The organism is Cytobacillus purgationiresistens, assembly GCF_030813235.1.
In the GTDB taxonomy this organism is placed as follows: domain Bacteria; phylum Bacillota; class Bacilli; order Bacillales; family Cytobacillaceae; genus Cytobacillus; species Cytobacillus purgationiresistens.
This window is the reverse complement of sequence record NZ_JAUSUB010000022.1, coordinates 13,599-39,348: the sequence shown is the minus strand read 5'-3', so window position 1 is coordinate 39,348 and position 25,750 is coordinate 13,599. Positions and strand designations below refer to the sequence as shown.

At 39.5% G+C, this 25,750-nt stretch carries 23 protein-coding genes and 1 pseudogene; 18 read left to right on the top strand and 6 right to left on the bottom strand.

The annotated features are described in order from the left end of the window. The first annotated feature begins 11 nt into the window (after nucleotides 1–11). The 9 genes from J2S17_RS20350 to J2S17_RS20310 all read left to right on the top strand — a co-directional run bounded on the left by J2S17_RS20350 (nucleotide 12) and on the right by J2S17_RS20310 (nucleotide 12,080). Entirely contained in the window at nucleotides 12–1,334 is a 1,323-nt protein-coding gene (locus tag J2S17_RS20350; protein ID WP_307477611.1) for an FAD-binding oxidoreductase, read from the top strand. Then, entirely contained in the window at nucleotides 1,335–2,690 is a 1,356-nt protein-coding gene (locus J2S17_RS20345) for a (Fe-S)-binding protein (protein WP_307477610.1), read from the top strand. It begins immediately after the preceding gene. Nucleotides 2,691–2,693: 3 nt separating this feature from the next. Next, nucleotides 2,694–4,151, top strand: coding sequence for an FAD-linked oxidase C-terminal domain-containing protein (locus J2S17_RS20340; RefSeq protein ID WP_307477609.1), 1,458 nt, complete (start codon nucleotides 2,694–2,696; stop codon nucleotides 4,149–4,151). 141 nt (nucleotides 4,152–4,292) lie between these two features. Further along, the gene (locus J2S17_RS20335) at nucleotides 4,293–6,470 is read left to right on the top strand and encodes a malate synthase G (RefSeq protein ID WP_307477607.1); all 2,178 of its coding nucleotides are present in this window, start codon (nucleotides 4,293–4,295) and stop codon (nucleotides 6,468–6,470) included. Nucleotides 6,471–6,536: 66 nt separating this feature from the next. Continuing rightward, nucleotides 6,537–7,313, top strand: coding sequence for a fumarylacetoacetate hydrolase family protein (locus tag J2S17_RS20330; RefSeq protein WP_307477606.1), 777 nt, complete (start codon nucleotides 6,537–6,539; stop codon nucleotides 7,311–7,313). Nucleotides 7,314–7,352: 39 nt separating this feature from the next. Next, on the top strand, nucleotides 7,353–8,120 hold the full coding sequence (locus J2S17_RS20325) for an IclR family transcriptional regulator (protein ID WP_307477605.1): 768 nt from the start codon (nucleotides 7,353–7,355) through the stop codon (nucleotides 8,118–8,120). Between the two features lie 239 nt (nucleotides 8,121–8,359). Then, the gene (locus J2S17_RS20320) at nucleotides 8,360–10,135 is read left to right on the top strand and encodes an L-lactate permease (RefSeq protein ID WP_307477603.1); all 1,776 of its coding nucleotides are present in this window, start codon (nucleotides 8,360–8,362) and stop codon (nucleotides 10,133–10,135) included. Between the two features lie 176 nt (nucleotides 10,136–10,311). Beyond that, on the top strand, nucleotides 10,312–11,019 hold the full coding sequence (locus J2S17_RS20315) for a DUF421 domain-containing protein (protein WP_307477601.1): 708 nt from the start codon (nucleotides 10,312–10,314) through the stop codon (nucleotides 11,017–11,019). A 293-nt stretch (nucleotides 11,020–11,312) separates the two neighbouring features. Continuing rightward, nucleotides 11,313–12,080: a SurA N-terminal domain-containing protein gene (locus J2S17_RS20310; protein WP_307477600.1), complete on the top strand. Its 768-nt coding sequence runs from the start codon at nucleotides 11,313–11,315 to the stop codon at nucleotides 12,078–12,080. A 258-nt stretch (nucleotides 12,081–12,338) separates the two neighbouring features. Here the strand turns inward: J2S17_RS20310 and J2S17_RS20305 are convergent, their stop codons facing one another. Together J2S17_RS20305 and J2S17_RS20300 are read right to left on the bottom strand one after the other, a co-directional pair. After that, nucleotides 12,339–12,461, bottom strand: a complete 123-nt coding sequence (locus tag J2S17_RS20305) for a hypothetical protein (protein WP_307477599.1) — start codon at nucleotides 12,459–12,461, stop codon at nucleotides 12,339–12,341. Between the two features lie 154 nt (nucleotides 12,462–12,615). After that, nucleotides 12,616–13,104, bottom strand: coding sequence for a 2-thiouracil desulfurase family protein (locus tag J2S17_RS20300; RefSeq protein WP_307477598.1), 489 nt, complete (start codon nucleotides 13,102–13,104; stop codon nucleotides 12,616–12,618). A gap of 170 nt (nucleotides 13,105–13,274) precedes the next feature. Between J2S17_RS20300 and J2S17_RS20295 the strand changes: the two genes are divergently transcribed. From J2S17_RS20295 to J2S17_RS20280, 4 genes are read left to right on the top strand one after another with little or no spacing between them, the layout of a single operon-like run. After that, a complete protein-coding gene (locus J2S17_RS20295) occupies nucleotides 13,275–13,691 on the top strand; it encodes a GntR family transcriptional regulator (RefSeq protein WP_307477596.1) in 417 nt (138 codons plus the stop codon). Continuing rightward, complete coding sequence (locus J2S17_RS20290) at nucleotides 13,657–14,556, top strand: ABC transporter ATP-binding protein (RefSeq protein ID WP_307477594.1); 900 nt, start codon at nucleotides 13,657–13,659, stop codon at nucleotides 14,554–14,556. The genes J2S17_RS20295 and J2S17_RS20290 overlap by 35 nt, the downstream gene beginning before the upstream one ends. Then, nucleotides 14,531–16,486 carry a DUF6449 domain-containing protein gene (locus J2S17_RS20285; RefSeq protein WP_307477593.1) on the top strand — a complete coding sequence of 652 codons (1,956 nt, stop codon included), beginning with the start codon at nucleotides 14,531–14,533 and terminating at the stop codon, nucleotides 16,484–16,486. The genes J2S17_RS20290 and J2S17_RS20285 overlap by 26 nt, the downstream gene beginning before the upstream one ends. A gap of 20 nt (nucleotides 16,487–16,506) precedes the next feature. Beyond that, a complete protein-coding gene (locus J2S17_RS20280; protein WP_307477592.1) occupies nucleotides 16,507–17,028 on the top strand; it encodes an RNA polymerase sigma factor in 522 nt (173 codons plus the stop codon). A 206-nt stretch (nucleotides 17,029–17,234) separates the two neighbouring features. On the opposite strand, the gene J2S17_RS20275 is transcribed toward J2S17_RS20280, so the two are convergent. Next, complete coding sequence (locus J2S17_RS20275) at nucleotides 17,235–17,474, bottom strand: hypothetical protein (RefSeq protein ID WP_307477692.1); 240 nt, start codon at nucleotides 17,472–17,474, stop codon at nucleotides 17,235–17,237. 179 nt (nucleotides 17,475–17,653) lie between these two features. On the opposite strand from J2S17_RS20275, the gene J2S17_RS20270 reads away from it, so the two are divergent. Continuing rightward, entirely contained in the window at nucleotides 17,654–18,391 is a 738-nt protein-coding gene (locus tag J2S17_RS20270; protein ID WP_307477591.1) for a class I SAM-dependent methyltransferase, read from the top strand. Here the strand turns inward: J2S17_RS20270 and J2S17_RS20265 are convergent. From J2S17_RS20265 to J2S17_RS20255, 3 genes and pseudogenes are all read right to left on the bottom strand, one after another. Beyond that, nucleotides 18,388–18,810, bottom strand: a complete 423-nt coding sequence (locus tag J2S17_RS20265; protein ID WP_307477589.1) for a MarR family winged helix-turn-helix transcriptional regulator — start codon at nucleotides 18,808–18,810, stop codon at nucleotides 18,388–18,390. The two genes, J2S17_RS20270 and J2S17_RS20265, sit on opposite strands and share 4 nt — an antisense overlap. Nucleotides 18,811–19,030: 220 nt before the next feature. Next, nucleotides 19,031–19,766, bottom strand: a pseudogene (locus J2S17_RS20260) (SDR family NAD(P)-dependent oxidoreductase). Nucleotides 19,767–19,901: 135 nt separating this feature from the next. Beyond that, nucleotides 19,902–20,471 carry a hypothetical protein gene (locus J2S17_RS20255; RefSeq protein WP_307477587.1) on the bottom strand — a complete coding sequence of 190 codons (570 nt, stop codon included), beginning with the start codon at nucleotides 20,469–20,471 and terminating at the stop codon, nucleotides 19,902–19,904. Nucleotides 20,472–20,666: 195 nt separating this feature from the next. Here J2S17_RS20255 and J2S17_RS20250 point away from each other — a divergent pair, with 195 nt between their 5' ends. From J2S17_RS20250 to J2S17_RS20235, 4 genes are read left to right on the top strand one after another with little or no spacing between them, the layout of a single operon-like run. Then, nucleotides 20,667–21,812 (top strand): acyl-CoA dehydrogenase family protein, encoded by a 1,146-nt coding sequence (locus J2S17_RS20250; protein WP_307477586.1) that lies wholly within the window; start codon nucleotides 20,667–20,669, stop codon nucleotides 21,810–21,812. An 11-nt stretch (nucleotides 21,813–21,823) separates the two neighbouring features. Beyond that, nucleotides 21,824–22,978, top strand: coding sequence for a thiolase family protein (locus tag J2S17_RS20245; protein WP_307477585.1), 1,155 nt, complete (start codon nucleotides 21,824–21,826; stop codon nucleotides 22,976–22,978). Nucleotides 22,979–23,011: 33 nt separating this feature from the next. After that, entirely contained in the window at nucleotides 23,012–24,571 is a 1,560-nt protein-coding gene (locus J2S17_RS20240; RefSeq protein ID WP_307477584.1) for a fatty acid--CoA ligase, read from the top strand. A 20-nt stretch (nucleotides 24,572–24,591) separates the two neighbouring features. Beyond that, nucleotides 24,592–25,719: a CaiB/BaiF CoA transferase family protein gene (locus tag J2S17_RS20235; RefSeq protein WP_307477583.1), complete on the top strand. Its 1,128-nt coding sequence runs from the start codon at nucleotides 24,592–24,594 to the stop codon at nucleotides 25,717–25,719. Nucleotides 25,720–25,750 lie beyond the last annotated feature (31 nt).

Here is a 25,750-nt window from a genome sequence, read left to right as displayed (position 1 = left end):
GGTGATCGACATTGATTACAGCAAATCTAGAAAAATTACAAATCCTCTTGAAGGCAGATCAAATAAAGGATACTGCTGAAACAGCCCATCCATATGGAAACTCAGGTGCAATGACTGTTTTCCCTAATAATGAGAATGAAATCGTGGCGATATTAAAGTTTGCTACAGAAAACAGTTTTACTGTAAACATCATGGGAGCTGGAACAAAAAGAGGTTATGGCGGTATGAATGAACGAGCGGATATTCTATTATCGTTAGAGAAATATACGGGGATTGTTGAACATCATCCAGGAGATATGACAATAACTGTGAAGGCGGGAACTCCTTTTCAAGAAATTCAAGATCATTTAAAGGCATACAGCCAAAGAATTGCCTTGGATCCATTCTTGCCAGAGCAAACGACCATTGGCGGTTTAGTTTCTAGTAACGATAGTGGTCCCAAAAGGCTGGGTTATGGAGCAGCTAGAGATGCAGTCATTGGCCTGCGCATGATTTACCCGGACGGAACGATTATTCGTTCAGGAGGAAAGGTAGTTAAGAATGTAGCGGGATACGATATGAATAAATTATTTATCGGTTCTATGGGGACGATTGGTGTCATTTCCGAAGTGACGATCAAATTGCGTCCAATTACAAAGGCAGAATCAACAATGATCATTTCTTTTCCAATTAGCGACATGGGAAGCATCAAGAATCTAAGTGTGAGGGTATTGGATTCAACGATTGAACCAGTATGCTTTGAGCTGATCAATCCGGAGCTGATGGAAAGAATGACAGGAGAGAAGTCGTATTCATTGGTTATGAGCTTTGAAGATGTTGAAAAATCCGTCAGCTATCAGGAAGAGTTCATCCAAGGTTTAATGAAAGATGGCATAAAATTAAGGCGATTAAAAGGGGAGGAAAGCGTGCAATTTTGGCAGTCTTTCTATCATTTATTGCCCAATGGAAACAAAGTAGACTCTCAGTTTAGATCTGAGACTGTTTTAAAAATAGGTACAATTAATATGAATATACTTTCCATTTTAAAAGATTGTGAGCTGATACAAGATACGAACAACGTAACGATTCAGGCCCATGGAGGTCTCGGTCATGGCATCATGAATATGTACATAAATGGCGTAGCAAACGATGTCAGAGACGCAATTGAAAAAGTCAGGAATATAGCTCAGAAGCATCAAGGATACGCGATTATCAGGCATTTGCCGTTTGAACAGCGTAAACAGACCGATATTTGGGGGCCGAAGCCAGCCGCATTTTTCCTGTTTGAAGGGATTAAGTTAAAAGTTGATCCCAATCGAATATTAAATAGGAACAGATATATAGGAGGGATCTAGGTGAGTAAACCTGAGCAGGAATTAAAGCAAAGTCCACCCTGTACAAACAGCTTAAGCAACTATCTTTGGAACGACCCGCCAGATGAGAATAAATGGGCGGATTGTGTGCATTGCGGAATGTGTCTGGAATCATGTCCAACCTATGAGCAGACAGGACAGGAACAGCATTCTCCACGTGGGCGAGTGTATCTGATTAAGTCTGTTGCTGAAGGAAAGCTCTCAGTAAATGAACAATTCATGGATCCTGTATTTGCTTGTTTAGATTGTCGAGCATGTACAACGGCATGCCCTGCTGATGTGGATGTAGGCGGTTTAATAGAAGAAGCCCGGGGGCAGGTGCGTCAGGCGATGCCTTTAACTGGATGGCAGGGAGCGGTAAGCAAGCTGTTTCTGCGCGGCATTTTCCCACATGATAGCCGTTTAAATTCACTGGGTGGACTATTAAAATTTTATCAAAAGAGCGGTATGCAGACACTCGTGAGAAGAACGAAGTTAATTCAGGTCATGCCTAAACACCTCGTTGAAATGGAAGCGATTATGCCTGAAGTGAAAAAACCGATTAAAAAGAAATATAAATCGGAAAATGTCATCAAAGCAAAAGGCGAGACGAAGAGAGAAGTTGCGATGTTGACTGGATGTGTAATGGATGTGATGTTCAGCGACATCAATGAATCTACCATCAACGTCTTAACTAAAAATGGCAGTGCTGTCGTAATCCCCAAAAACCAAACTTGCTGCGGTGCACTTCATGTTCATGCCGGAGATCGCGAAATGGGCAGAAAGCTTGCTAAGCAAAACATTGAGGCATTTGAAGACTCAGAAAAAATTATCGTTAATGCTGCTGGATGCGGCTGTATGATGAAGGAATATGAAGAATTATTCCGAGAAGAGCCTGAATGGAAAGAAAGAGCAGAGAAGTTTTCTGAGAAGGTAGAGGATATATCCAAATTCCTTCATGACACGGGATATGAGAAGCCAAAAGCGGAAATCAACAAGCGCATTACGTATCATGATGCCTGCCACTTAGCACATGGTCAAGGGGTTAGACAAGAACCGCGGGATATTCTTCTTGATATTCCAGGTGTAGAAATGGTGCATATGCCAAATGCGGATCGATGCTGCGGCAGTGCAGGAATATACAATATTACCAATCCTGAAATGGCTGGTGCTGTACTTGAAAGCAAAATGGAAAATGTCCCTGCTGATGTAGAGATGATTTCGATGGGGAATCCAGGCTGTATGCTACAAATGGCTATTGGCGTTGAAAAATACGGCCGTAATCAACAAATCGTTCACACGGTACAGCTTCTTGACTGGGCATATCAAAAGGAAGAAAGCGCGAAGGAGGGTCAATAATTCATGGCTCGAAAAAAATTAAGAACGAAAGATCAGCATATTATTCGTTTAGCAAGTATGGTAGATGGTTTAGGCTCCATTCTTTATGAAAAAGCAGATCTGTTATCCTATGATTGTGACGGATTCACTATTCATACTGCGCTTCCTAAAGCAGTAGTTTTTCCTGAAAACACAGAAGAGGTTGCTAATATTGTAAAGTACTGTCATGAACAGGGCTTGCCTTTCTTAGCGCGTGGTGCAGGAACCGGACTTAGCGGGGGTGCCATTCCATTAAATCAGGAAGTTATCATCAGTATGGTGAAAATGAAGAAGCTGCTAAGTGTCGATTTAGAAAATAGAAGAGCAGTAGTTGAACCAGGCTTTGTGAACTTGAAGCTGACGAATTCAATTTCGGATAAGGGTTATTACTATGCACCTGACCCATCCAGTCAGTACTGCTGTACAATAGGGGGAAATGTTGCAGAAAATGCAGGTGGTGCTCATTGTTTGAAATATGGGGTAACAACCAACCATATCCTCGGTCTTGAGGTTGTCCTTCCAAATGGAGAAATCGTTGAGATTGGCAGCAACGGGGTTCCAGATGAACCGGGATATGATTTATTAGGCTTGTTGACCGGATCAGAAGGAACACTTGGAATTGTTACGAAAATTACTGTTCGTATTTTAAAAAATCCAGAGGATAAACAAACGGTCCTTGCTTACTTTGACAAGATTGAGGATGGCTCTCAGGCAGTGTCTGATATTGTTTCCGCTGGTATTGTTCCAGCTGCACTCGAAATGATGGATAAAACTGCGATTGAAGGGGTGGAAGCGGCCGCTTTTCCAGTAGGTCATCCAAAGGATATTGAAGCCTTGCTTCTCATCGAAGTAGATGGAATTGCTGCTGGAATTGGCGAGCAGATTGAGCAAATTTTAGACGTATGCAGAAGCAGAAATGTCAGAGAAGTTCGCGCTGCAAAGGATGAGCAAGAACGGGCTGCGTGGTGGGCTAATCGAAAAACAGGCTTCGGTGCCATGGGTGCAATCTCTCCTGACTATTTAGTACAGGATGGGGTTATACCTCGAAGTAAACTGCCTGAAGTTCTGCAAAAAATAAAGAAGATTAGCGATGATTCGGGCTTGCGTATCGCTAACATCTTTCATGCTGGTGATGGGAATTTACATCCACTTGTTTTATTTGATGCAAGGATTCCTGGAGAAACAGATAAAGCGATGGAGGCAGGCAGTGCATGCTTGAAGGTATGTGCGGACGTAGGCGGTACTATCACTGGAGAGCATGGAGTAGGGATTGAAAAGAGAGAAGAAATGAGATTTGTATTCAAGGATGAAGAAATCATGGCACAGACAGATATCCGCGAGGTCTTTAACCCGGATAATTTGCTGAATGCCGGTAAGCTTTTCCCTACACCAGGACGTTGTGCTGAAGTGAAAAAAGAAATGAAAGAAGCAGCTATCTCATAAAAAATATAAAATGATAGAATTATATGAAAATAATTGATAGTGGTACGGTATCCATGATATTATTTTTTTAAGAATAACAGAAACAGCGTTTTGTAATAGCAAACAATCATCTTCTAAACCATTTAAGGAGGAGTTTCATTAATGAGTAATTATGTAAAAGTCGGTGGATTACAGGTTGCAAATGAACTTTATGAATTTATCAATTCGGAAGCATTACCAGGCTCTGAGGTTGAACAAGAATCCTTTTGGGTGGGCTTTGAAGAGCTGATCAAAGATTTGACTCCCCAAAATAAAGCGCTATTGGCAAAAAGAGATGTGCTTCAAGAGAAAATTCACGGATGGCATCGTGAGAATAAGGCATTTGATTTTGACAAATATAAATCATTTTTAGAGAAAATAGGCTATTTGCTTCCAGAAGCGGAAGATTTCAAGATTACGACTGAAAATGTAGATGAAGAAATTTCACTTCAGGCGGGACCGCAGCTGGTCGTTCCAATTAATAATGGCCGCTATGCAATTAATGCTGCCAATGCGAGATGGGGAAGTCTTTACGATGCCCTTTATGGAACGGATGCAATTAGCGTGGATGAAGGCGCACACAGAGAGGGCGCTTATAATCCTGTTCGCGGGAACAAAGTCATCGAGTTTGGCCGCAATTTTCTTGATGAAACTGTCCCTCTCACATCAGGATCGCATAAAGAAGCAATCCAATACAGCGTCCATGAAGGCAAGCTTGCAGTTACATTGCAAAGCGGGGAAGAAGTCGGATTGAAGGATACATCAAAATTTGCGGGATATCAGGGTGAAACAGACAAACCTGCTGGTGTTTTACTGAAAAATAACAACCTGCACTTCGAAATTCAAATCGATCGTGAGCATCCAATTGGAAAATCTGATGACGCCGGAGTGAAGGATATTTTATTGGAAGCTGCTGTTACAACCATCATGGACTGTGAAGATTCAGTTGCTGCAGTCGATGCAGAGGATAAAGTACTTGTTTATCGCAATTGGCTTGGTTTGATGAGAGGTGACCTATCCGCTTCATTTGCAAAAGGGTCAAAGACAGTGACAAGAAGCATGAACGCCAATCGCAAGTATACAAGTCCAGCTGGTGAGGCAGTTTCATTGAATGGCCGTTCGCTCATGTTTGTCCGCAATGTCGGCCACTTAATGTCTAATGAGGCAATCCTTAATCATGAAGGGAATGAAATTCAAGAGGGAATCCTGGATGCGGTTGTGACAGCCCTTGCTGCCAAACACACATTATTAGGCAATGGAAACTACCAAAATACAAATAAAGGCTCGATTTACATTGTTAAGCCAAAAATGCATGGTCCAGAAGAGGTAGCCTTCGCGAACGATCTATTTGATCGCACAGAAGATTTATTAGGTCTTGAAAGAAACACCCTTAAAATTGGAGTAATGGATGAAGAACGCCGTACCTCGTTAAATTTAAAAGCAAGTATTAAAGAAGTGAGTGAAAGAGTCGTATTCATCAATACTGGTTTCCTTGACCGTACAGGAGATGAAATGCATACTTCTATGGAAATGGGAGCAATGATTCGTAAAAATGATATGAAATCGACGAAATGGCTCCTAGGCTATGAAAAATCCAATGTATTTGCAGGCTTAGAGACCGGGTTCCAAGGCAAGGCCCAAATTGGTAAAGGAATGTGGGCAATGCCTGATTTAATGGCAGGTATGTTAGAGCAAAAAGTGGGCCATCCAAAAGCAGGTGCGAATACAGCTTGGGTGCCATCGCCAACTGCAGCGACTCTGCATGCACTCCATTATCATCAAGTGGATGTGACTGAAGTACAAAATGATCTATTAAAAAGGGCAGAAAACTTAAGAGATGATATTTTGCAAATTCCAGTTGCTGAAGACACCAATTGGTCTCCAGAAGAAATTCAAGCGGAATTAGACAATAACGCTCAAGGTATCCTGGGCTACGTAGTACGCTGGGTAGAGCAAGGAATCGGCTGTTCAAAAGTACCTGACATTAATGATGTAGCCTTAATGGAAGACAGGGCGACATTAAGAATCTCAAGCCAGCATGTTGCAAACTGGCTGCATCATGGAATCTGTACGAAAGAACAAGTTCAAGAAACATTACAAAGAATGGCCAAAGTGGTAGATGAACAAAATGCAGGAGATGATGTTTACCTGCCGATGGCACCTAATTACGACGAATCAGTTGCCTTCCAAGCAGCATGCGATCTTGTGTTTAAAGGATATGACCAGCCAAGCGGGTATACAGAGCCGATTCTTCATCAACGCCGTTTGGAAGCAAAAGTAAAATTTGCTGTAAAGCAGTAATGTGATGTTAGGCAGGGCATGCTGACATGCCCTGTTTTTGATTAAATATAGAGAGGAAGATTTTAAATGAAGTTTACAAGATTTGAAGTAAATGGCGACCTATTTCAAGGTGTAGTAGAAGGGGAAGAAATCAGAGTGTTTTCAGGGGATATGTTCGGAGATTGGTCATATACAGGTGATACATATAATAAAGGCGATGTAAAAACCCTCGCACCGCTTCAGCCAAAACATGTCATTGGAATTGGCGCAAATTTTGTAGCCAACAAGCAAGATTTACCAGAGACGCTTCCTGAAATTCCAGTATTCTTTTTCAAACCGTCTTCGTCTGTTATTGGACCTGAAGAAGCGATTGTAATACCAAGCGGCACCCAGCAAGTGAAGTTTGAATCGGAGCTTGCAGTTGTAATTGGAAAAGAAGCAAAAAATGTATCTGAAGATGCGATTCTTGATTACGTATTTGGATACACAGTCGGTAATGATGTGACAGCGCCACAGTTTTTCCATGCTGATGGTCATTGGACGGTTGGTAAATCTTTTGATACGTTTACCCCGCTTGGTCCAGTCATTGAAACAGAGTTAGATCCTTTTAATATCAGCATTGAGGCGAATCTGAATGGAGTGGAAAAGCAAAACAGTCCTACGGATTTAATGATCGTACCTATTCGCAAAATGATTTCCTATTTGTCCAATGTGATGACTCTGCAGCCAGGAGATGTCATTTTGACAGGAAGCCCTGTCGGAGCCGAACTCGTTAATGAAGGGGACATCATTGAATGTGAAATTAATGAAATCGGCAAATTGAAAAATTCCTTTGTATCTGCAAAACAATCAGTTAATAGTTAATATATAATAGAAGGCAAGGCTGATGTTTGAGGTGAGAGTATGGAAAGAGAAAATATGGTGAAGTCCGTCAGCAGGGCACTCGATATTATTTCAATAGTGAGTATGAAAAAAGGCGGACTAGGTGTAACTGAAATTGCCAATCAAATAGATATTAATAAGAGTTCGGTTTACCGAATTTTATCCACACTTGTGCAATATGGTTATGTGGAGCAGGATAATGATACGGGTCGCTATAAGCTGGGATACAAATTCTTAGAAGTAAGCTCCAGGCTACTGGACTCGATCGATTTGCGTCAAGAGGCAAGCCCCTTTTTACAAGATCTTGAGAAAGAAACCAATGAAGTGATCCACCTTGTTGTCTATGATCAAGGGGAAGTAGTCTATATTGAGAAGCTTGATGGAAGTGAAACATTAAGAATGCATTCTAAAGTGGGCAAGCGTGCTCCTATGCATTGTACATCAGTCGGTAAGGCTATTTTATCCCAGCTCTCAGCTACAACTGTGAATGAAATTATTGCTCGTAAAGGTCTGCCAGTCCATACAGACAAAACAATCACAGAAAAAGATGAGCTTCTAAAGGAACTGATCAATGTTAGAAAAAAAGGTTACGCACTTGACCTTGAAGAAAATGAATACGGCATTACTTGTATTGCTGTGCCAATTTATGATCATTTAGGCAAGGTTTCTGCTGCTGTCAGTATATCCGGAACGACAATGAGGATGACTGAAGAAAGATTGAAAGAGCTGCAGCCGTTAATGATACAAACTGGCAAACAAATTTCTTCAAGACTTGGATATATCAATTAGAATCTTCGCTTAAATGCCCTTAATTTGTCATAGGCATTTAAGCGGATTTTTTTTGTTTTTCTTAATTTAAATAATTTTCAAAATATTATTGTAATTGATAAGAATGCAGGTATAATAATACTTAGGTAGCTTGTTATATAACATTATCTTTATAGTTATATAACAATGTTTCCTCACACGCAACATTATGTAATTATTGTTTGTTATGAAGAAACAACAAAACAGGGGGGAGATGTTTAATGAGTACGGGGATGTTAGCTCTATTATCACTTTTACCAATTATTGCAGTTGCTATCTTTCTAGTGGGACTTAAGTGGCCAGCCAGTAAAGCGATGCCAATCTCATTTTTGGTAGCGGTTGCATTAGCTCTTTTCGTATGGAAAGTACCTGGAGAAAATGTTGCGGCGGCATCAGTTAATGGACTAGTCGTAGCAGTAACCTTGCTGTATATCATTTTTGGTTCAATCTTGCTATTAAACACATTGCAAGAAAGCGGCGGGATGCGTACAATCCGTCAAGGGTTTACAGATATATCAGCAGACAGACGTATTCAAGTAATTATCATTGCATGGTTATTTGGATCGTTTATTGAAGGTGCATCAGGATTTGGCACACCAGCAGCGGTTGCGGTACCTCTGATGGTTGGATTAGGCTTTCCAGCTATGGCAGCTGTAGTTGCTGGAATGGTTATTCAGAGTACACCTGTTTCCTTTGGTGCAGTTGGAACACCAATTCTTGTCGGTGTTCAATCAGGCTTATCGGCAGATGCCAGTATCACAGACAACTTTTTAGCACTCGTTACTCAAATAGGTGGGCAAGTATCCATACTACATATGATTGCAGGGACATTGATTCCACTATTTGTTGTTGCATTAATGACTAGATTTTTCGGCAAAAACAAATCATTCTCAGAAGGTATTAAGATTTGGAAATTTGCTATTTTCTCCGCATTTGCAATGACCATCCCTTATGTCATTGTAGCAAACACCCTTGGACCTGAATTTCCGTCTATGACAGGCGGTTTAGTTGGTTTAGCCATCGTAATCTTTGCAGCTAAAAAAGGGTTCCTAATGCCAAAGGATGAAGTTTGGGATTTTGAAGAAAAATCCAAATGGGATCCAGAATGGTCAGGGAAAATTGAAATCAAATTAGAAAACAGCGGGAAAAGCATGAGCATGCTGCGTGCGTGGTCACCGTATGTTTTAGTTGGATTGTTCCTAGTATTAACAAGACTGAAATCGCTGCCATTAAAAGAATGGCTTCAATCTGTTGTATTAAAAATAGAAAATATATTTGGATCAGGAATTACTGCAAGCTTTGAGATCCTGTATTCTCCAGGAACAGTCTTTATTCTCGTATCCATATTAACATTCTATATACATGGAATGAATGGACGTGCCTATAAGAATGCCTGGGTCCAATCAGGAAAAACAACACTTGCAGCATCTGTAGCCCTTATTTTTACTGTCCCAATGGTTCAAGTATTTATTAATACTGGCGGTGGAGCAGCTGGCTACAACCAGATGCCAATCGAATTAGCGAATGGTGCCGCTGCCTTGGCTGGTGAATTTTGGCCATTCCTAGCTACATTCATCGGTGGAATTGGCGCTTTTATTGCTGGAAGTAACACTGTCAGTAATATGATGTTCGCTTTATTCCAATATGATGTCGGCGGTCAGATTGGGGTTGACCCAACATGGATCGTTGCATTGCAGGCAGTTGGGGGAGCAGCAGGTAATATGATTTGTGTCCATAATGTTGTTGCTGCATCTGCTGTAGTAGGGCTAGTTGGTAAAGAAGGAGAAGTCATAAGGAAAACGTTATTTCCCTTCGTTTATTACTCACTTTTTGCCGGCTCTGTCGGATATTCAATTGTCTGGTATTCGCAAAAAGGTCTATTCAACATCGGCTCCATCATAGCAGTACTCATCGTTGTAGCTGCAGTATACATCATAGCTACAAACAATCGCAGACTCAGCTTAGAATATCCTAAAAATAGAACGATCTCAAAATAATAGAATGAGAGGCATGCTACTTGGTAGCTGCCTCTTTTTTTAAGCTTTCATGCTAGTTTATTGTAAAATATTAGTTAATTTATTAAAGGGAAATATTTAATGTAGAAAACACAATTGTAGTGTCAATACTATTGACGTGGTAAAAAAAAGAGGAAGTTTTGTAAAGGAAGGAAAAAATGAATGATATTTTAGAAATTTTAATTAGGACTATTTGTGCGGTTGTCTTGATTATGATTATTACTCGAATGCTTGGTAAACAAACCATCGCTCAAATGACTTACCATGGTTTTGTTGCTGCAATCACTTTAGGAAGTATTACGGCAAATTTGGCATTTAACCTAAGTTTAAAATCTTGGTTGCTTGCGTTTTCTTTGATCACATTTAGTGGTGTTCTTTATATGCTTACCTTAGCTGCTTTAAAAAGTAGGAATGCAAGAAATTGGATTTCTGGAAAACCAACTGTTGTTGTAGAAAACGGAAAAATACTAGAACAAAATTTAAAAAAATTAAAATTAACATTGGATACTTTAACTCAGGAATTAAGGGAAAAAGATATATTTGATATCGAAGAAGTCGAGTACGCAGTGTTTGAACTGAATGGAAGGATTTCGGTATTACGAAAACCTGAATATCTTCCAGTAATCAGGAGGGATTTGGGGATCTCTTCAAATAAAATAGCCTTCCCTATCGAACTAATAATGGACGGGAAAATAATTGTGAAAAATCTAAAACAAAATCAACTAACTAAAGAATGGCTTGACGAAGAACTAACTAAACGGGGATTATCCCTAGAGCAAGTATTTTACGCTGTTAAAAGTACTACTGGTAACCTATTTCTCGATTTATATAAAGATAACATTCACCAACCGATTGATAAGGAATAAAGATACAGTTGTACTTCTTAATAACATAGCCATAGGCAAGATACATTGAATATAATGCGTGCAAAACAGCGCCATCTATAGTTGGACTATAGAAATCGCTCAGCAGGAACAATTGATTAGCGCGTCTCAGCATAAGAGATAACCGTTTCCTGTATGATATAACGTTTCAATCCTGTTACAAATCTCAAGAAGGAGTGCATATGGTTTCTTTTTTACAAGATTTACTTTATAATTCGCACTAGATGATTTTTTAGGAAAAAATTATACTTCTAGCTCAAGGAAGGAGATCGATTATGAAAAAAATGATGTTTATATTAATAACCGGTCTAATGGTCGTTGTTTTAGTAGCATGCGGTGGAAATGAAGAGAGCAAAGAAGCTGAAAATGATGTTAAAGCTAAAACAGCGGAAACCGATCAGCAGAAGGAACAGCAAAAGGAAATGGAAGAAATGCAAAAAAAATTAGAAGCCCAGCAGGTAGATGAGAAGAAAACGGTTGCTATAGTGAATGATGAAGAGATTTTAGGAAGCGACTATAACAGCACCTTAGCATCCATACAAGGGCAAATGCAGAAAATGGGACAAGACCCAACATCTAAAGAAACGGCAGAGCAAGTGAAAACACAAACAATTGACAGCTTAGTCGGACAAACTCTTATTCTTCAAGAGGCAGATAAAAAAGGCTATAAAGCTTCAGAGGCAGATATAAAAAAACAGCTGGATGAAACGAAAAAACAGTTTAAAACAGAAAAAGAATTCGAGGCTGCTCTCAAACAATCCGGCATGGATATGAAAGCATTTGAAACTCAAATAGCTGACGGTATTAAATTTAATCAGTTCGTCGAGAAAGAAGTGACGGCTGGTAAGGTAACCGATGAAGAAATTCAAAAAGCATATGACCAAGTTGCGGAACAAGGAAAGAGCACTGGACAAGAAGTTCCAAAGTTTGAAGAAGTAAAACCGCAAATCGAACAATCTCTTCAGCAGCAAAAACAGCAGGAAAAACTCGCGATGCAGGTAGAAGAGCTAAAGAAAAATGTGAAGATTGATATTAAGATTTAAGATGTTACACACAAAAAAGAACAGCCCCTTTGAGCTGTTCTTTTTTGTTGTGCCCAGGCATTGGAAGTACTGATCTGTGAAGACAAAAGTTAATAATTAGCTTCACGCCTAGGTGTCTATGGCAACATTGAATCTGAAGGAAGCGAGTGGCATACCCTGTTACATCAAATAGAGCATAACCATCAAGTGATTCACTAGCTTGATATAAACCATTTCAAATCATTGGCAGATGTATCGCAAAAGGATTAGTAGCTGCAATTATTCCTCAGAGGGTTTTAAGTCTTCAGCGAATACAAAAAATACAGCTGCAAATAAGATTAAAAGAGCAAAATTAATCCATATCTCGTCAAGCATTGCCTTTTGCTCATTTTTCAAAAGCATCAAGCGCCCACTTTTGTGGGATAAGTACAGATATTCTTGTCATAAGATCATTATCTTTATTAATAGGTGAAAATGTACCCAAAAAGAGCCCTTCGTACTCCTACCAATTGACTGTTGTTAAAGATGACCATCGAAACTTTGGGCCGCAGGTTGACTAAAGTGAAAAATCCTTAGAGCATGAATTTGTTACTAGTTCCTTCTGAATTTCTTCTTCAGATATCACCCGAATCCCATTCCTTCTCAGCAATGCAGTAGTGACACCCACTCCAACCATTTTTGCCCCTGTGAATGCACCATTATAGATATGGCTGCTTCCGCAAGATGGACTATTTTCTTTTAGAACAATGATAGTAGCATTCATTTTTTTCGCCATGTCCAAAGTGGCGTTGGCTCCTTTCATGTATAAATCTGTTACGTTGTTTCCTGAGTAATCAAAGACCTGTGCCTCTCCATTAAGTACGTCATATCCGTCTCCTCCGCGAATTTCTGCGGGATCCCTTGGAGTAGAAAACCCTCCCATCAATTCCGGACAAATCGATCTTGCCTTATCTTCTGACACCCATTTTCCAATAAGACCTTGTAGACAATCAGTGCCATCGTATCTCACTTTCTCTCCGGCTAGACATGAGCTGACTAGTATCAAAATCTCCACCTCGATTTCCTTTGGATCATTTCATTTTAAATCAAATACTTCAAAAAATCTGCGAAACTTTTTTTATTTATAAAAAAACACTTCTATTTTCCATATTAATGTTATATAATCCTAACTGTATTACGTATCATAGTACACTACATACAGATGGGAGGGTGGTTATGTTTGAGCTTGATGTACGGAGTCGGAAGCCGATTTACGAACAGCTAGTGGATAAGCTGAAGGAATTAATCATTACTGAAATCTTAAAAACAGATGAACAGTTGCCTTCAGTGAGATCATTGGCACAGGAGCTGACGATTAACCCTAATACCATTCAAAAAGCTTACAGGGAGTTAGAAAATCAAGGCTATATCTACTCAATTAAAGGGAAGGGAAGCTTTGTAAGTCCAGCCACCCACCAACCAAATACAGAAAAAATAGTGAAGGTAAAAAAAGAATTAACAAAATATCTATCTGAAGCGTTGTTTTTAGGGGTATCGACTGCAGAATTAATTGATTTGATAAAAGAAATAGAAGCAAATGTGGGAGGAGGGATGCTGAATGATGAAGATGAGTCAAGTGAAAAAATGCTTTGAAGGAACAGAGGCTGTCGATGATGTGTCCATTCAGGTAAATAAAGGTTCTATATACGGGCTCCTAGGCTCCAATGGTGCTGGTAAAACAACGCTATTAAAGCTAATGGCAGGCATTTATTTGCAGGATGAAGGGGAGATCATGTTAGAAGAAAACTCTATCTATGAAAATCCGCAAACGAAAGGCCGTATTTTTTTCATTCAGGACAGCCCTTATTTTATCCCGCAATATACAGTTAAACAAATGGCCAACTTTTATAGTCAGATGTACGAGAGCTGGGATTGGGAACGTTACGAAGAACTGCTCGCTATTTTTAGTATAAATAAGAATAAGAAAATTCATAAATTCTCTAAGGGAATACAAAGGCAGGCCGCGTTTGTATTTGCTTTGTCAGTTAGGCCAGACATATTAATTTTAGACGAACCGATGGACGGCCTCGATCCAGTGATGAGGAGGAAAATCAAATCGTTGATTATCGACGAGGTTGCTGACCGCGAGATGACAGTCATCATTTCTTCTCATAACTTGAGAGAAGTAGAAGATTTATGTGACTTTATTGGCATCCTCCATAAAGGAAAAATGATGCTAGAAAAAGATATTGATGATTTGAAATCAGATACACATAAGATTCAAGTTGCTTTTAAAGGGCCAATCCCGCCTGTAATGTTTAAAAACACGAAGGTCCTGCACAAGGAAAAAAGAGGAAGTATTCTTTTATGTATTGTCAGAGGATCAGAAGAGGAAATTACTGCAAGCATCCAAGCTTATCAGCCAGTGATCTTTGACATATTATCTCTAACGCTTGAAGAAATTTTCATATACGAAATGGAGGATGCGGGTTATGCAGTCAAAAACATCCTTGGTTAATAAAGAAGTTGTAAAAAGCATATTGCGAAGTGTCGGCTGGGTATCGATCCTGTATTTTCTATTATTGTTTTTAATTATCCCGCTGAATTTGTTTATTCATCAATCTAACGAGCAAAGAGAATATATCTTATATGAAAATTTATTTGAATATAGTTTCTTTCTGCAGGCAGCCTTAATGATCGGTGTTCCTGTTATTCTATCGATGTTTTTATTTCGATTTTTACAAGTAAGGCAATACAGTGATTTCATTCATAGCTTGCCCGTCACACGTAACCGTATTTTTCATCAATATACATTGTTAGGGTATCTATTGTTAGTTATTCCGATTATTTTTATAGCAATATTAATTTTACTATTTTACACCCCGTTGGAGCTAAATGAGCTATTTAGCATAAGTGAAATATTTAGATGGCTTGGATTAACGGTCCTATTTAATTCGATTTTCTATATTTCGGGCGTAGCGGTTGGAATGGTTGCAGGCATCTCAGTCGTTCAAGGTGTATTAACTTATATTGCTTTATTGCTGCCATTTGGTTTGCTGATGCTTATTAGTTATAATCTTCAGTTTTTCTTATTTGGTTTTTCTGCAGAATTCATTTTACAAAACAAGCTGGATTATATTTCGCCACTGATCGTTTCTACCCAAATATTTGATTTGCCTGTAACGGTACCACAGCTTATTTTGTATATCAGCTTGGTAATTATCCTATATTTCACTGGCTTATTTCTTTATAAAAGAAGAAGAGTTGAAGCAGTATCACATGCACTCGTGTTCCCGATTCTCAAGCCAATATTTAAGTATGGAGTGACGTTTTGTGTGATGCTCGTAGGCGGATTATACTTTGGAGAGCTGCAAGGGACGCTGTCATGGATGATTGTCGGGTATATCTTTGGTGCGATACTTGGTTATCTGCTCGCCGAGATGGTCCTGCAGAAATCATGGAGAATTACTGTTCACTTAAAAGGGTTTGCTGTATATAGCGGGGTAATGATCTTGATTGTTCTTATATTTAAATTTGATGTTTTTTTCTATGAAAAACGAATCCCAAATTATGATGATATTGCGTCTGTCCACTTTAGTGATGGTTATTTCGCATATAATCAGTCAGTTGATAAGGAGCCTTTTTTCCTAAAGGATGAAGATAATATTGATTTAGTTAGACAGCTTCATAAAAGTATCATTGCTAATAAAGGGAAAGAAAATATAAAGAGCTATGAAACAGAACATGCCTTTTTTGTTTATCAGTTGAAGAATGGTCAAAAAATCGTAAGAGAATATCCAATTAATCGCAGCAATTATGTGGGACTTTACAAGCTCATTCAAGAATCAGAGGAGTACAAGACAGGTGTAAATGAGATTTTTCATGTAAATGTGAAGAAAATTCCAAGAATTGAAATATCATCTGGAGGACCATTGGATAAGAGGATATTGATTAATGATCAGGATGAAATCAGCCAAGTTATTGATCTCATTAAGAAGGATATTAAATCAGCGACTTATGAAGATAATCAGGACACAAGTGATCCTTATGCTTATCTCAATATCTACTTGAATAAAAACGAAGCTATGAATCTTGAATGGAAGTATTATCATCAAAATTTAAGTGAGTGGATTGAGGCGCATGATTACGATCGGGTGAGAGTATCAGCTGACGATATCGACTATGCAATGGTTATTAGGAATAGTGACTTAAATATTGATAACTTTGATGAACTTACTTATGAAGAAATTGTTGATAAAATGGATAAAACCGGCAGAGGATTGAAATTGTCAGATGCTGAGGATATTAAGCAATCATTAAAGAAAACAGCTTATTATGGAGAGACTGAATATACAATCGCCTATATCTTTAAGCAAACGAATCAAGTAGAGATAAAAGGCATCACAGAAAAAGATGCTTCTGAGAGGATAAAAGAGTATTTTCAATAATTTTGAAAGGGGGAACAGCCTTGAATAGCAAATTTGCTGACATGAAAGAGCTTTGTGATTTATACGAAAAACGTTTGTTTCATATCGCCTACCGTATTACCAGAGATCATCATATTGCCCAAGATGTAGTTCAAGAAGCCTTTGTAAAAGCCTATTTGAAAATGGATTCCCTGCAGGATCAAGAAAAGGTTTTACCATGGTTATCTGCAATCACAACAAGAACGGCGATAGATTTTGTGAGAAAAGAACGAAAAACAAAGGAACGGACAGACAGCATAGAAGATTGGGAGAAGTCAAAAATCATCATGAATCAAAATGTTGAAGAGGAAGTTGAAGTGAATATTCTGCAGGAGAAAATTAATCGTTTTCTAGATTCCATGTCAGCTGATCAAAAGAATGTGTATCTTTTGAAAATCAAGCATGGCTTAAAGGAACGTGAGATTGCAGAATTGCTTCGTCTGAATCCAAATACAGTAAAAACAAAACTTTATAGAATTAGGAAGCAGCTTAAGGATGTTGTCCTTCAAACAGAGCTGGCTTAAATAGATAAAAGCTCGGTATTTGGCGATACCGAGTTTTGTTTTTTAGAAAAAGCTTTTAGATCCTTTATGTCAAATGAAGTTACTGAAGAGTTTTCAAAAAACTCAAGCGTGAACTTGCGAACAGTGCATCCGCATTTGTCATAAACCAAAAATCCCGGAAATGTGGAAACCAGCATTTCTGGGATTTTCGTTTAATGCCTGTCGGATTACCAGAAAAAAAGTGGTAAAAATGCTAAGGTTGCAATGGCTCCAAACGCAAATCCTGCACCAAATCCCCAGCCCCAATAACCGTAACCGCCATAATTTCTACCCATAGGACGGAGGTAGACTCTATCACGGGAAACACGATCAATAATTCCGCGATGAATTCTGCCGTCATGCATTCTAACTTCCACTGGTCTTCCTATACCGCCTCGACAACGCTCGTAATGATTATATCCTGACAATATATACACCTCCAAAGCAAATAAAAATAACTGTCAATAACAGAGTATGTCCCTCATTGAAAAATGAATAGGTACTAGCCTATTATTGATGCGGAAGTTATAAAATCATTGTTTTAGCAAGTATCATATAGTAACACTTACTCATAAAATGAAGAATGAAATGGGAAAGGGAGATGTGTGTGGGTTATTCATATGAGGATGCATTGGCTTATTATGGTATTGGTGCTGCCCATCCTGGCGGGATAAAGTTGACAAAAGAAATTTTTTCAAAAGAGAAAATATCCTCCCAATCAAAATTACTTGATGCTGGATGCGGTGCTGGTGAGACATCGATACTGTTGGGAGAACTATTTGGCTGTGATATTGAGGCAATCGACCAACATCCTGAAATGGTAAGAATTACGGAGGCGAAAGCAAAGCATGCTGGCCATTCAATCACCGTGAGAGAAGGTAATATAGAGAATCTTCCATTTGAAGGAAAAACCTTTGATTATATTATTTCAGAATCTGTTACAGCTTTCACGAATATAGATAAAACCTTATCAGAGTTTTCAAGAGTATTAACAGATGATGGAGCCCTATTTTTAATAGAAATGACGAAGGAATCGCCATTTTCTACAGAAGAGGAGCAGGATTTCCTCGAGTTTTATCACATGGAGGCCATGCTTACAGAAAAAGATTGGAAGAGTGCTCTATCAGCGGCAGGTTTTCAGACAGTGGAAGTAATAAAATCGAATACCGTCATAAATGAAATCAATCAGCAGCTTCCGCAAGAGAGTGAACAGCAAACCCCCTATACATTAAAGGGGAATGAAGAAATCAATGAAATTCTTGAAGATCACTATGTTCTGACTTATCAATATGGCGATAAGCTAGGCTATAGAGTGTTTAGAGCGATGAAAAACAGTCAAGATTAATCTAAAATCTGATTCAATTTATGATAAACATTCAACATTTGGCTTCTTTCTTCTTCTGAGAGCTTTTCAAACGTTTTTTTCTGAAGCAGGTAGCCTTCTCCTTGCGCTTTGTTGAGAATGCTTATTCCCTTTTCGGTTATTTCCATATATGAGATTCGTTTGTCATTATCGTCTGCTACGCGAATAATGAGGTCTTTCTTCATTAACTTTTCAGTAAGGTGGGTCACAGATGGGGGGGCAATTCCAAGACTTTTAGCTAAATCTATCGGTCGGCTCTTACCATTATTCTTTAATTGACTAAGCAGTAAAACATGGGAAATCCCAAGGTTTTCATTAAATGATTGGTTCCATTGAATGATTAGCCGATTTGTTACCTTTTCCATTGTATGTATGAGTTCAAATACTGTCTGATCCTTCATATTAACCCTGCTTTCTATCTATTGAATCTCATTTCATCATATCATAAATGGAAGCAATTCTATATTGCAGAATTGTAGTGATTGTACTCTCATCTAGAAAAAATTCCACACCGAAAATATATATTTTCGGTGTGTTTTAAGCTGGTTACATAGAAATGTTAAATGCACAAAGTGATATCGACTAAAATAGCCATTATATAGCCGAAATCACAAAGCTGAATTAATGTGCAGTAAACCCGCCATCAATGACAAGCTCAGCACCCGTTACGAATGAAGCATCATCAGAAGCAAGGTACAATGCAGCTTTGGCGATGTCTTCTGGCTCTCCCAAGCGTTGTAATGGAGTCATTGCAAGTAATTGTTCCAATACTTGGCCTGAAGTTTCAAGTCCTTTAGTCATCGGCGTATTTATGATACCTGGGAACAACGCATTCACACGAATTCCTGAGTGGCCAAATTGGGCAGCAGCTGCTTTTGAGATGGCGCGGACAGCACCTTTAGAAGCTGTGTATGCGTTTAATCCCATACCCACTTGAGCGGTATAAGATGAGATATTAACGATTGACCCTTTTTGTTGTTTTTCCATTCGCAGGAATGACGGCTTTCATTCCTGCGAATGGACCAAATCCATTGATGGAAGACATCCTTTGCCATTCGTCGATTGAGATTTCAGAGAAAGGCGTTTCAGAGGAAATCCCTGCATTGTTTACTAATATATCAATACGGCCAAAGCGATTAATTACTTCTTCCGCAAGTCTTTGCCAATCTTCATCCGAGGAAACATTTAGCTTCATACCTACAACATTTGGCTTTGCATTAGCTTTTTCTAATGCAACTTCATTAATATCTGCTGCGATTACAGTCGCGCCTTCGCTGCTGAATAAATCAACCATTCCTGCACCTATCCCGGACGCTCCACCTGTAATAATCGCTATTTTATCTTGTAATCTTCCCATTTTTTATGCCTCCATTTCATATCTGGTCAAAAATAATCTCTATACTTTTTCCAAAAAATATTAGAACTATTCAGTATAGAATTTATTTAGACGTCTAAATATTATCATAGAATCATAAATGATGCGAATAAAATCTTATAAAGCTAATTTTAAATGGCTAGTTCCTTTCCTGCCTTCATCAAGAGAATGGATATAGTTTGACAGTTTTCCTTCATATATGACTTCTAGTTGTGGCAGCTGTATTAGATCATGGGGGGTGATAAGAGATGCTGGCTTTGTAAGTCCAGTAATTTTTCCTTTCTCTAAAAGGGTTGCGACAAATTGAGAACAAAAGAAAGCGTGTGGTCGTTCAAGGTTTTTATTAAATATGATGGCAAATAAGCCAAGTAGATTATAACGATATTTATGTTTTTGAGTATCGATGATTTCTAAATAATTAGTTATCTGCTGGAGCTGCTCTTCTGAAACGGAACAAGAATAAATGGCGCATTTAGTATGATGAAAGAAGGGGCTTCGAATATTTTCCTTCACAAAGCCACCAATGAAAGGATTATGGGGTCGTTTGCGACCGAAGCTATAGACGTGGTTAAACTGATGATCCAATGCAAGGGAAGCATGGTTAAATGTTTTCTTAGTATATAATTTGATGCATTTTGTAAACCATGTGCCAGTATCTGTTAATAATAAATAAATTTTCTTTTCCATGACCATATACCTTCTTTACATTGAGTTTGTAATTTAATGGTATCAAGATTGAATTAAGTAGATAAGTAGCTTGAGATTGACTTTCCTCTCAGACCTGAGACGCATCTTTTGACCTGTATAAAAAATTAATATTTAACTTTCTAAATGTTCGAAAAATATTGTACAATATAAAAGAATAATAGAAAGGAGATACCTATGACAGCAGCATATTTAACAGATGACCATGAAATATTCCGAAAGTCAGTAAGGAAGTTTTTAGAGAAAGAGGCTTATCCTTTTTATAATCAATGGGAGAAAGACCGCATCATTCCTAGAGAATTCTGGAGAAAGATGGGGGAACAAGGTTTTTTATGCCCAGATATTGATGAGAAATACGGCGGAAGCGGTGTAGACTGGGGATTTTCAGTCATTATAAATGAAGAAATTGAACGAGTCGGTTCAGGTACAGTAGGAATTGGACTCCATAATGATATTGTTGTTCCTTATATTACTGCTTACGGTACGGACGAGCAGAAGGAAAGATGGCTGCCAAAATGCGCAACTGGTGAAATCATTACTGCCATTGCAATGACAGAACCAGGAACAGGCTCAGACCTTGCGTCAATTGCAACTACAGCAAGGCTTGAAGGAGACCGCTATATCGTAAATGGGGCAAAAACCTTCATCACGAATGGCATTCACTCTGATCTTGTCATAGTTGCATGCAAAACTGATGCTAATGCACAGCCAAAGCATAGGGGAATCAGCCTGCTAGCCATTGAGCGAGATGCGCCAGGCTTCTCGAGGGGGCGCAAGCTCGATAAAGTGGGCCTTCATTGCCAAGATACAGCTGAATTAATATTTGAGGATTGCAAAGTGCCCAAGGAGAACTTAATTGGCGAAGAAGGCAAGGGCTTTAAATACTTAATGGAAAAGCTGCAGCAGGAACGACTCGTTGTAGCAATTACCGCTCAAGTGGCAGCAGAAGTAATGGTAGGGCTTACAATTGATTATGTTAAGGAACGGCAGGCATTTGGCCAATCGATCAGCCGGTTCCAAAATACCCAATTTAAAATCGCAGAAATGGCTACAGACGTTGAAATGGGGCGTGCCTTTCTTGACCAGCTTATTGACGACCATATGGACAAAAAGGATGTGGTCACTAAAGTTTCGATGGCAAAATGGAAGCTGACAGAAAATGCGCGCGACATCGCAGCACAGTGTATGCAGCTCCATGGCGGCTACGGATACATGGAAGAATACGAGATTGCCAGAAGGTATCGCGATATTCCGGTAGCCAGCATTTATGCAGGAACGAATGAAATTATGAAAACGATCATTGCAAAAAATATGGGGTTATAGGAGGAATAACAATGCGCGAAGCAGTCATTGTAGAAGGAGTTAGAAGTCCAGTTGGCAGAAGGAATGGATTATTAAAGGATATCCGCCCGGATGATTTAGCTGGTGAAGTGTTAAGAGCATTGGTGGATCGTGCTGGAATCGACCCTGCCATTGTTGAAGATGTTATCTTGGGATGTGTTTCGCAAATTGGAGAGCAAACAGGTGATATTGCGAGAGTTGCTTCCCTTATAGCGGGTTTCCCAATAGAAGTGCCAGGAACGACGATTGATCGTCAGTGCGGATCGAGTCAGCAAGCTGTTCATTTTGCAGCCCAGGCGATCCTTGCAGGCGATATGGATGTTGTGATTGCTGGCGGGGTAGAAAGCATGTCAAGAATTCCTATTGGTTCCAGTTATCAAGGTGTAAAGTTCAGCGAGAAACTAACAAGCCAGCATGAGATTATTCATCAGGGTTTATCTGCGGAAAGAATTGCAGAGACATACGGTTTTTCTAGGGCAGAGCTGGATGAGTTTTCAGTAAAGAGTCATGAAAAAGCCTTGTATGCACAAGAGAACGGTAATTTTAAAAATGAAATTGTTCCAATTGAGGGTATGAATAAAGACGGTGAAAAGGTAATGGTGACGGAGGACTCCGGTCCGCGTAAAGGGACTAATTTAGAAGCGCTCGGCGGACTCAAAACGGTTTTTAAAGAAGAGGGGGTTATTCATGCAGGCAACGCAAGTCAGATTAGTGATGGAGCAGCGGCGCTACTGATCATGTCCAGAGAAAAAGCAGAGGAGCTTGGACTGAAGCCTCGTTTCAAAATTTTGACGAGAACAGTCGTGGGATCGGATCCTACTCTAATGCTTACTGGCCCTATTCCTGCAACTGAAAAAGTGTTGGAAAAAGCAGGATTAACAATTGATGATATCGATGTATTCGAAGTAAATGAAGCTTTTGCCTCTGTCCCGTTGGCATGGTTAAGAGATCTGGGTGCAGACCCAGCAAAGCTCAATCCAAATGGCGGTGCGATTGCCCTTGGTCATCCGCTGGGAGCAAGTGGTGCGCGGCTTATGTTAACGATGATGAGCGAGCTCGAAAGAACAGGCGGGAAGTACGGACTGCAAACGATGTGTGAAGGACATGGCATGGCGAACGCGACAATTATTGAAAGATTAGATGTATAGATTAAAATAATTGATTGGTTGGAGGTATGTTGGATGACAATGACAATTGCTGGAATATTCGACTTGACAGTTAGCAAATTCCCGAACAAGGATGCCTTATATGATGTGAGAAAGGATCTTCGCTTTACGTATAGAGAATGGAGCTTGGAAGTGAATAAGCTGGCAAATGCCCTGCTGCAGCAAGGCGTGAGAAAAGGGGACAGAGTAACTACTTATCTCTATAATACGGAAGAGCTTGCAACCGCTTACTTTGCTTGTGCAAGCATTGGTGCAGTCTTTAATCCGATCAACTTCCGCCTGATGTCAGAAGAAGTTGCCTTTATTTTACAAGATGCGGAGCCTAAGGTTGTTATTTTTGAAGAGTCACTGGAATCCGGTATCAGACCTATCGCAGATCGTTTTCCGCATATTGCGTTTTGGTTTATTGATGAACATACCCCAGCCTATGCAAATAACTATCATAAAAAAGTAAAAGCAGCGCCAAGTACTAATATTGAAGCGGATGTCCAAGCTGAGGATATCTATGCCATTATGTATACAAGCGGTACGACAGGCCGTCCCAAAGGTGTATTGCATCGCCATCGGGACATGGCTGAACAAAGTCTGGTCGTTCTCAATGCAGTGAAATATGATTCCCGCGATAATGGATTAGTGACAGCACCTATGTTCCATTGTGCAGAGCTTCATTGTGCCTTTTTGCCGAGAGTGCATATCGGTGCGAAAAATACCATCCTGCATCAGTTTGATGCCAAGAAGGTGCTGGAACTTATTCATCATGAGAAAATAACAAAGCTATTTGCAGCCCCGACAATGTGGAACATGCTTTTGCAAGAAGACTTGAATCAATATAACCTAGAAAGCTTAGATACAGGATTATACGGAGCCGCACCAATGGCGCCAGCCCTAATCTTTGCCTGCCGTGAGAAACTCGGAGTAAAACTAGTTCAAGCATACGGTATGACGGAAATGGGTCCAGCCATTACTTTCCTAGGGGATGATGATCAAATATGCAAATCAGGTTCTGCAGGGCAGGCTTGTTTAAATCATGAAATTCGCATTGTAGTCCCAAATGAAGAGGGGCCGTCAAATCCAAATAATGTTGTCCCTGCTGGCGAAACAGGAGAAATCATTGTGAGAGGTCCAAGCATGATGAAGGGCTATTTCAATCGGGAAGAATCGAGTAAAAATGCCTTAGTTGATGGATGGTACCTATCAGGTGATATCGGATACTTAGATGATGAAGGCTTCCTGTACGTTAAGGATCGTGTGGACGACATGATTATTAGCGGCGGTGAAAACATTTATCCGCGAGAGGTTGAGGATGTGCTTCATTCCCATGAAGGCGTTCTTGACGTGGCCGTTCTTGGTCAGCCCGATGATCACTGGGGAGAGCTTGTTACCGCATTCGTTGTGAAAAAGGATTCGAATATAACCGAGGAAGAGCTTGATCAATTATGCAAATCCAGTGAGGAGCTTGCCAACTTCAAACGCCCGCGCAAATATATATTTTGCGAGGCTTTACCAAGAAATGCGAGCGGTAAGATTCAAAAGTTTCTGTTAAGAAAGCAAATGGAAAGTATAATAACAGAATAATTAAACTAGAAGGGGTAATTATGCTTGAAGGTATTAAGGTTGTTGATTTCTCAAATTATTTACCAGGGCCATATGCAACAATGAGATTAGCTGAGCTTGGTGCAGAGATCATTAAGATTGAGGCACCAGGAGGAGATCCTGCTCGTTCACTTGATGTGCAGTTAGAAGGAACAGGCATCGTTTTCCTGGCAAATAACCATAGAAAAAAAAGCATGACATTAAATTTAAAAACAATCGAAGGCCGGGATATCGCTAAAAAACTCATTGCTGAGGCTGACGCTGTTCTTGAGAGCTTTAGACCAGGAGTCATGAGAAAGCTTGGTCTGGATTATGATTCAGTGGCAGAAATGAATCCTGGACTTGTCTATTGCTCATTAACTGGCTACGGAAATAGCGGGAAGCAACAGCATTTTGGGAGTCATGATTTAAATTATATGGCATTAAGCGGTATGCTGGCTCAATTAAAAGATAGCGATGGAAAACCAATCCATCCATCTCATACTATGGCTGACTATATTGGTGGAGTCGCAGCTAGTGAAAGGATTCTAGCCGGGCTGGTTTCGAGAGGAGTCAATGGGAAAGGGAGCTATCACTGTATCGCAATCACAGATGTAATGACTTCAATGATGGGCAATCATTTGGTCATGAATCAAGCAGCGGGAGTGACGAATGGTGTAGATGTGCTGTCAGGTTCGATTATCAACTATGCTATTTACGAGACAAAGGATCACCGATTTATCGCACTGGCTGCACTTGAAGAGAAGTTCTGGCGTAATTTTTGTCAAGCGGCAGATAAAGCAGAGTGGATGGGTTACTATAATGCGAAAACAACCGATGAAATCTATACTGAAGTGGAAAAGCTCTTTCAATCAAAGCTTTTTTCTGAGTGGATATCCTTTAGTGAAACTGTAGATTGTTGTATGACGCCAATCCTGGAAATTGATGAGCTGGCACAGTTTTCCTATTTTAAAGATAGAGAATCAATCGTAGATGTAAATAATATTCAGCATGCGAAGTCTTTTGCGGATAGAGAGGGAGCTTCCTCCACGCCTCCTCCATTAAAAGGAGAACATACTGAAATGATTATAAAACAAGTGTTAGGAAAAGAATTAAATCTAGGGTTGTTAAGGGAAAAAGGAATTATTTAGACATTTATCACTTATAATGATTAACATTATG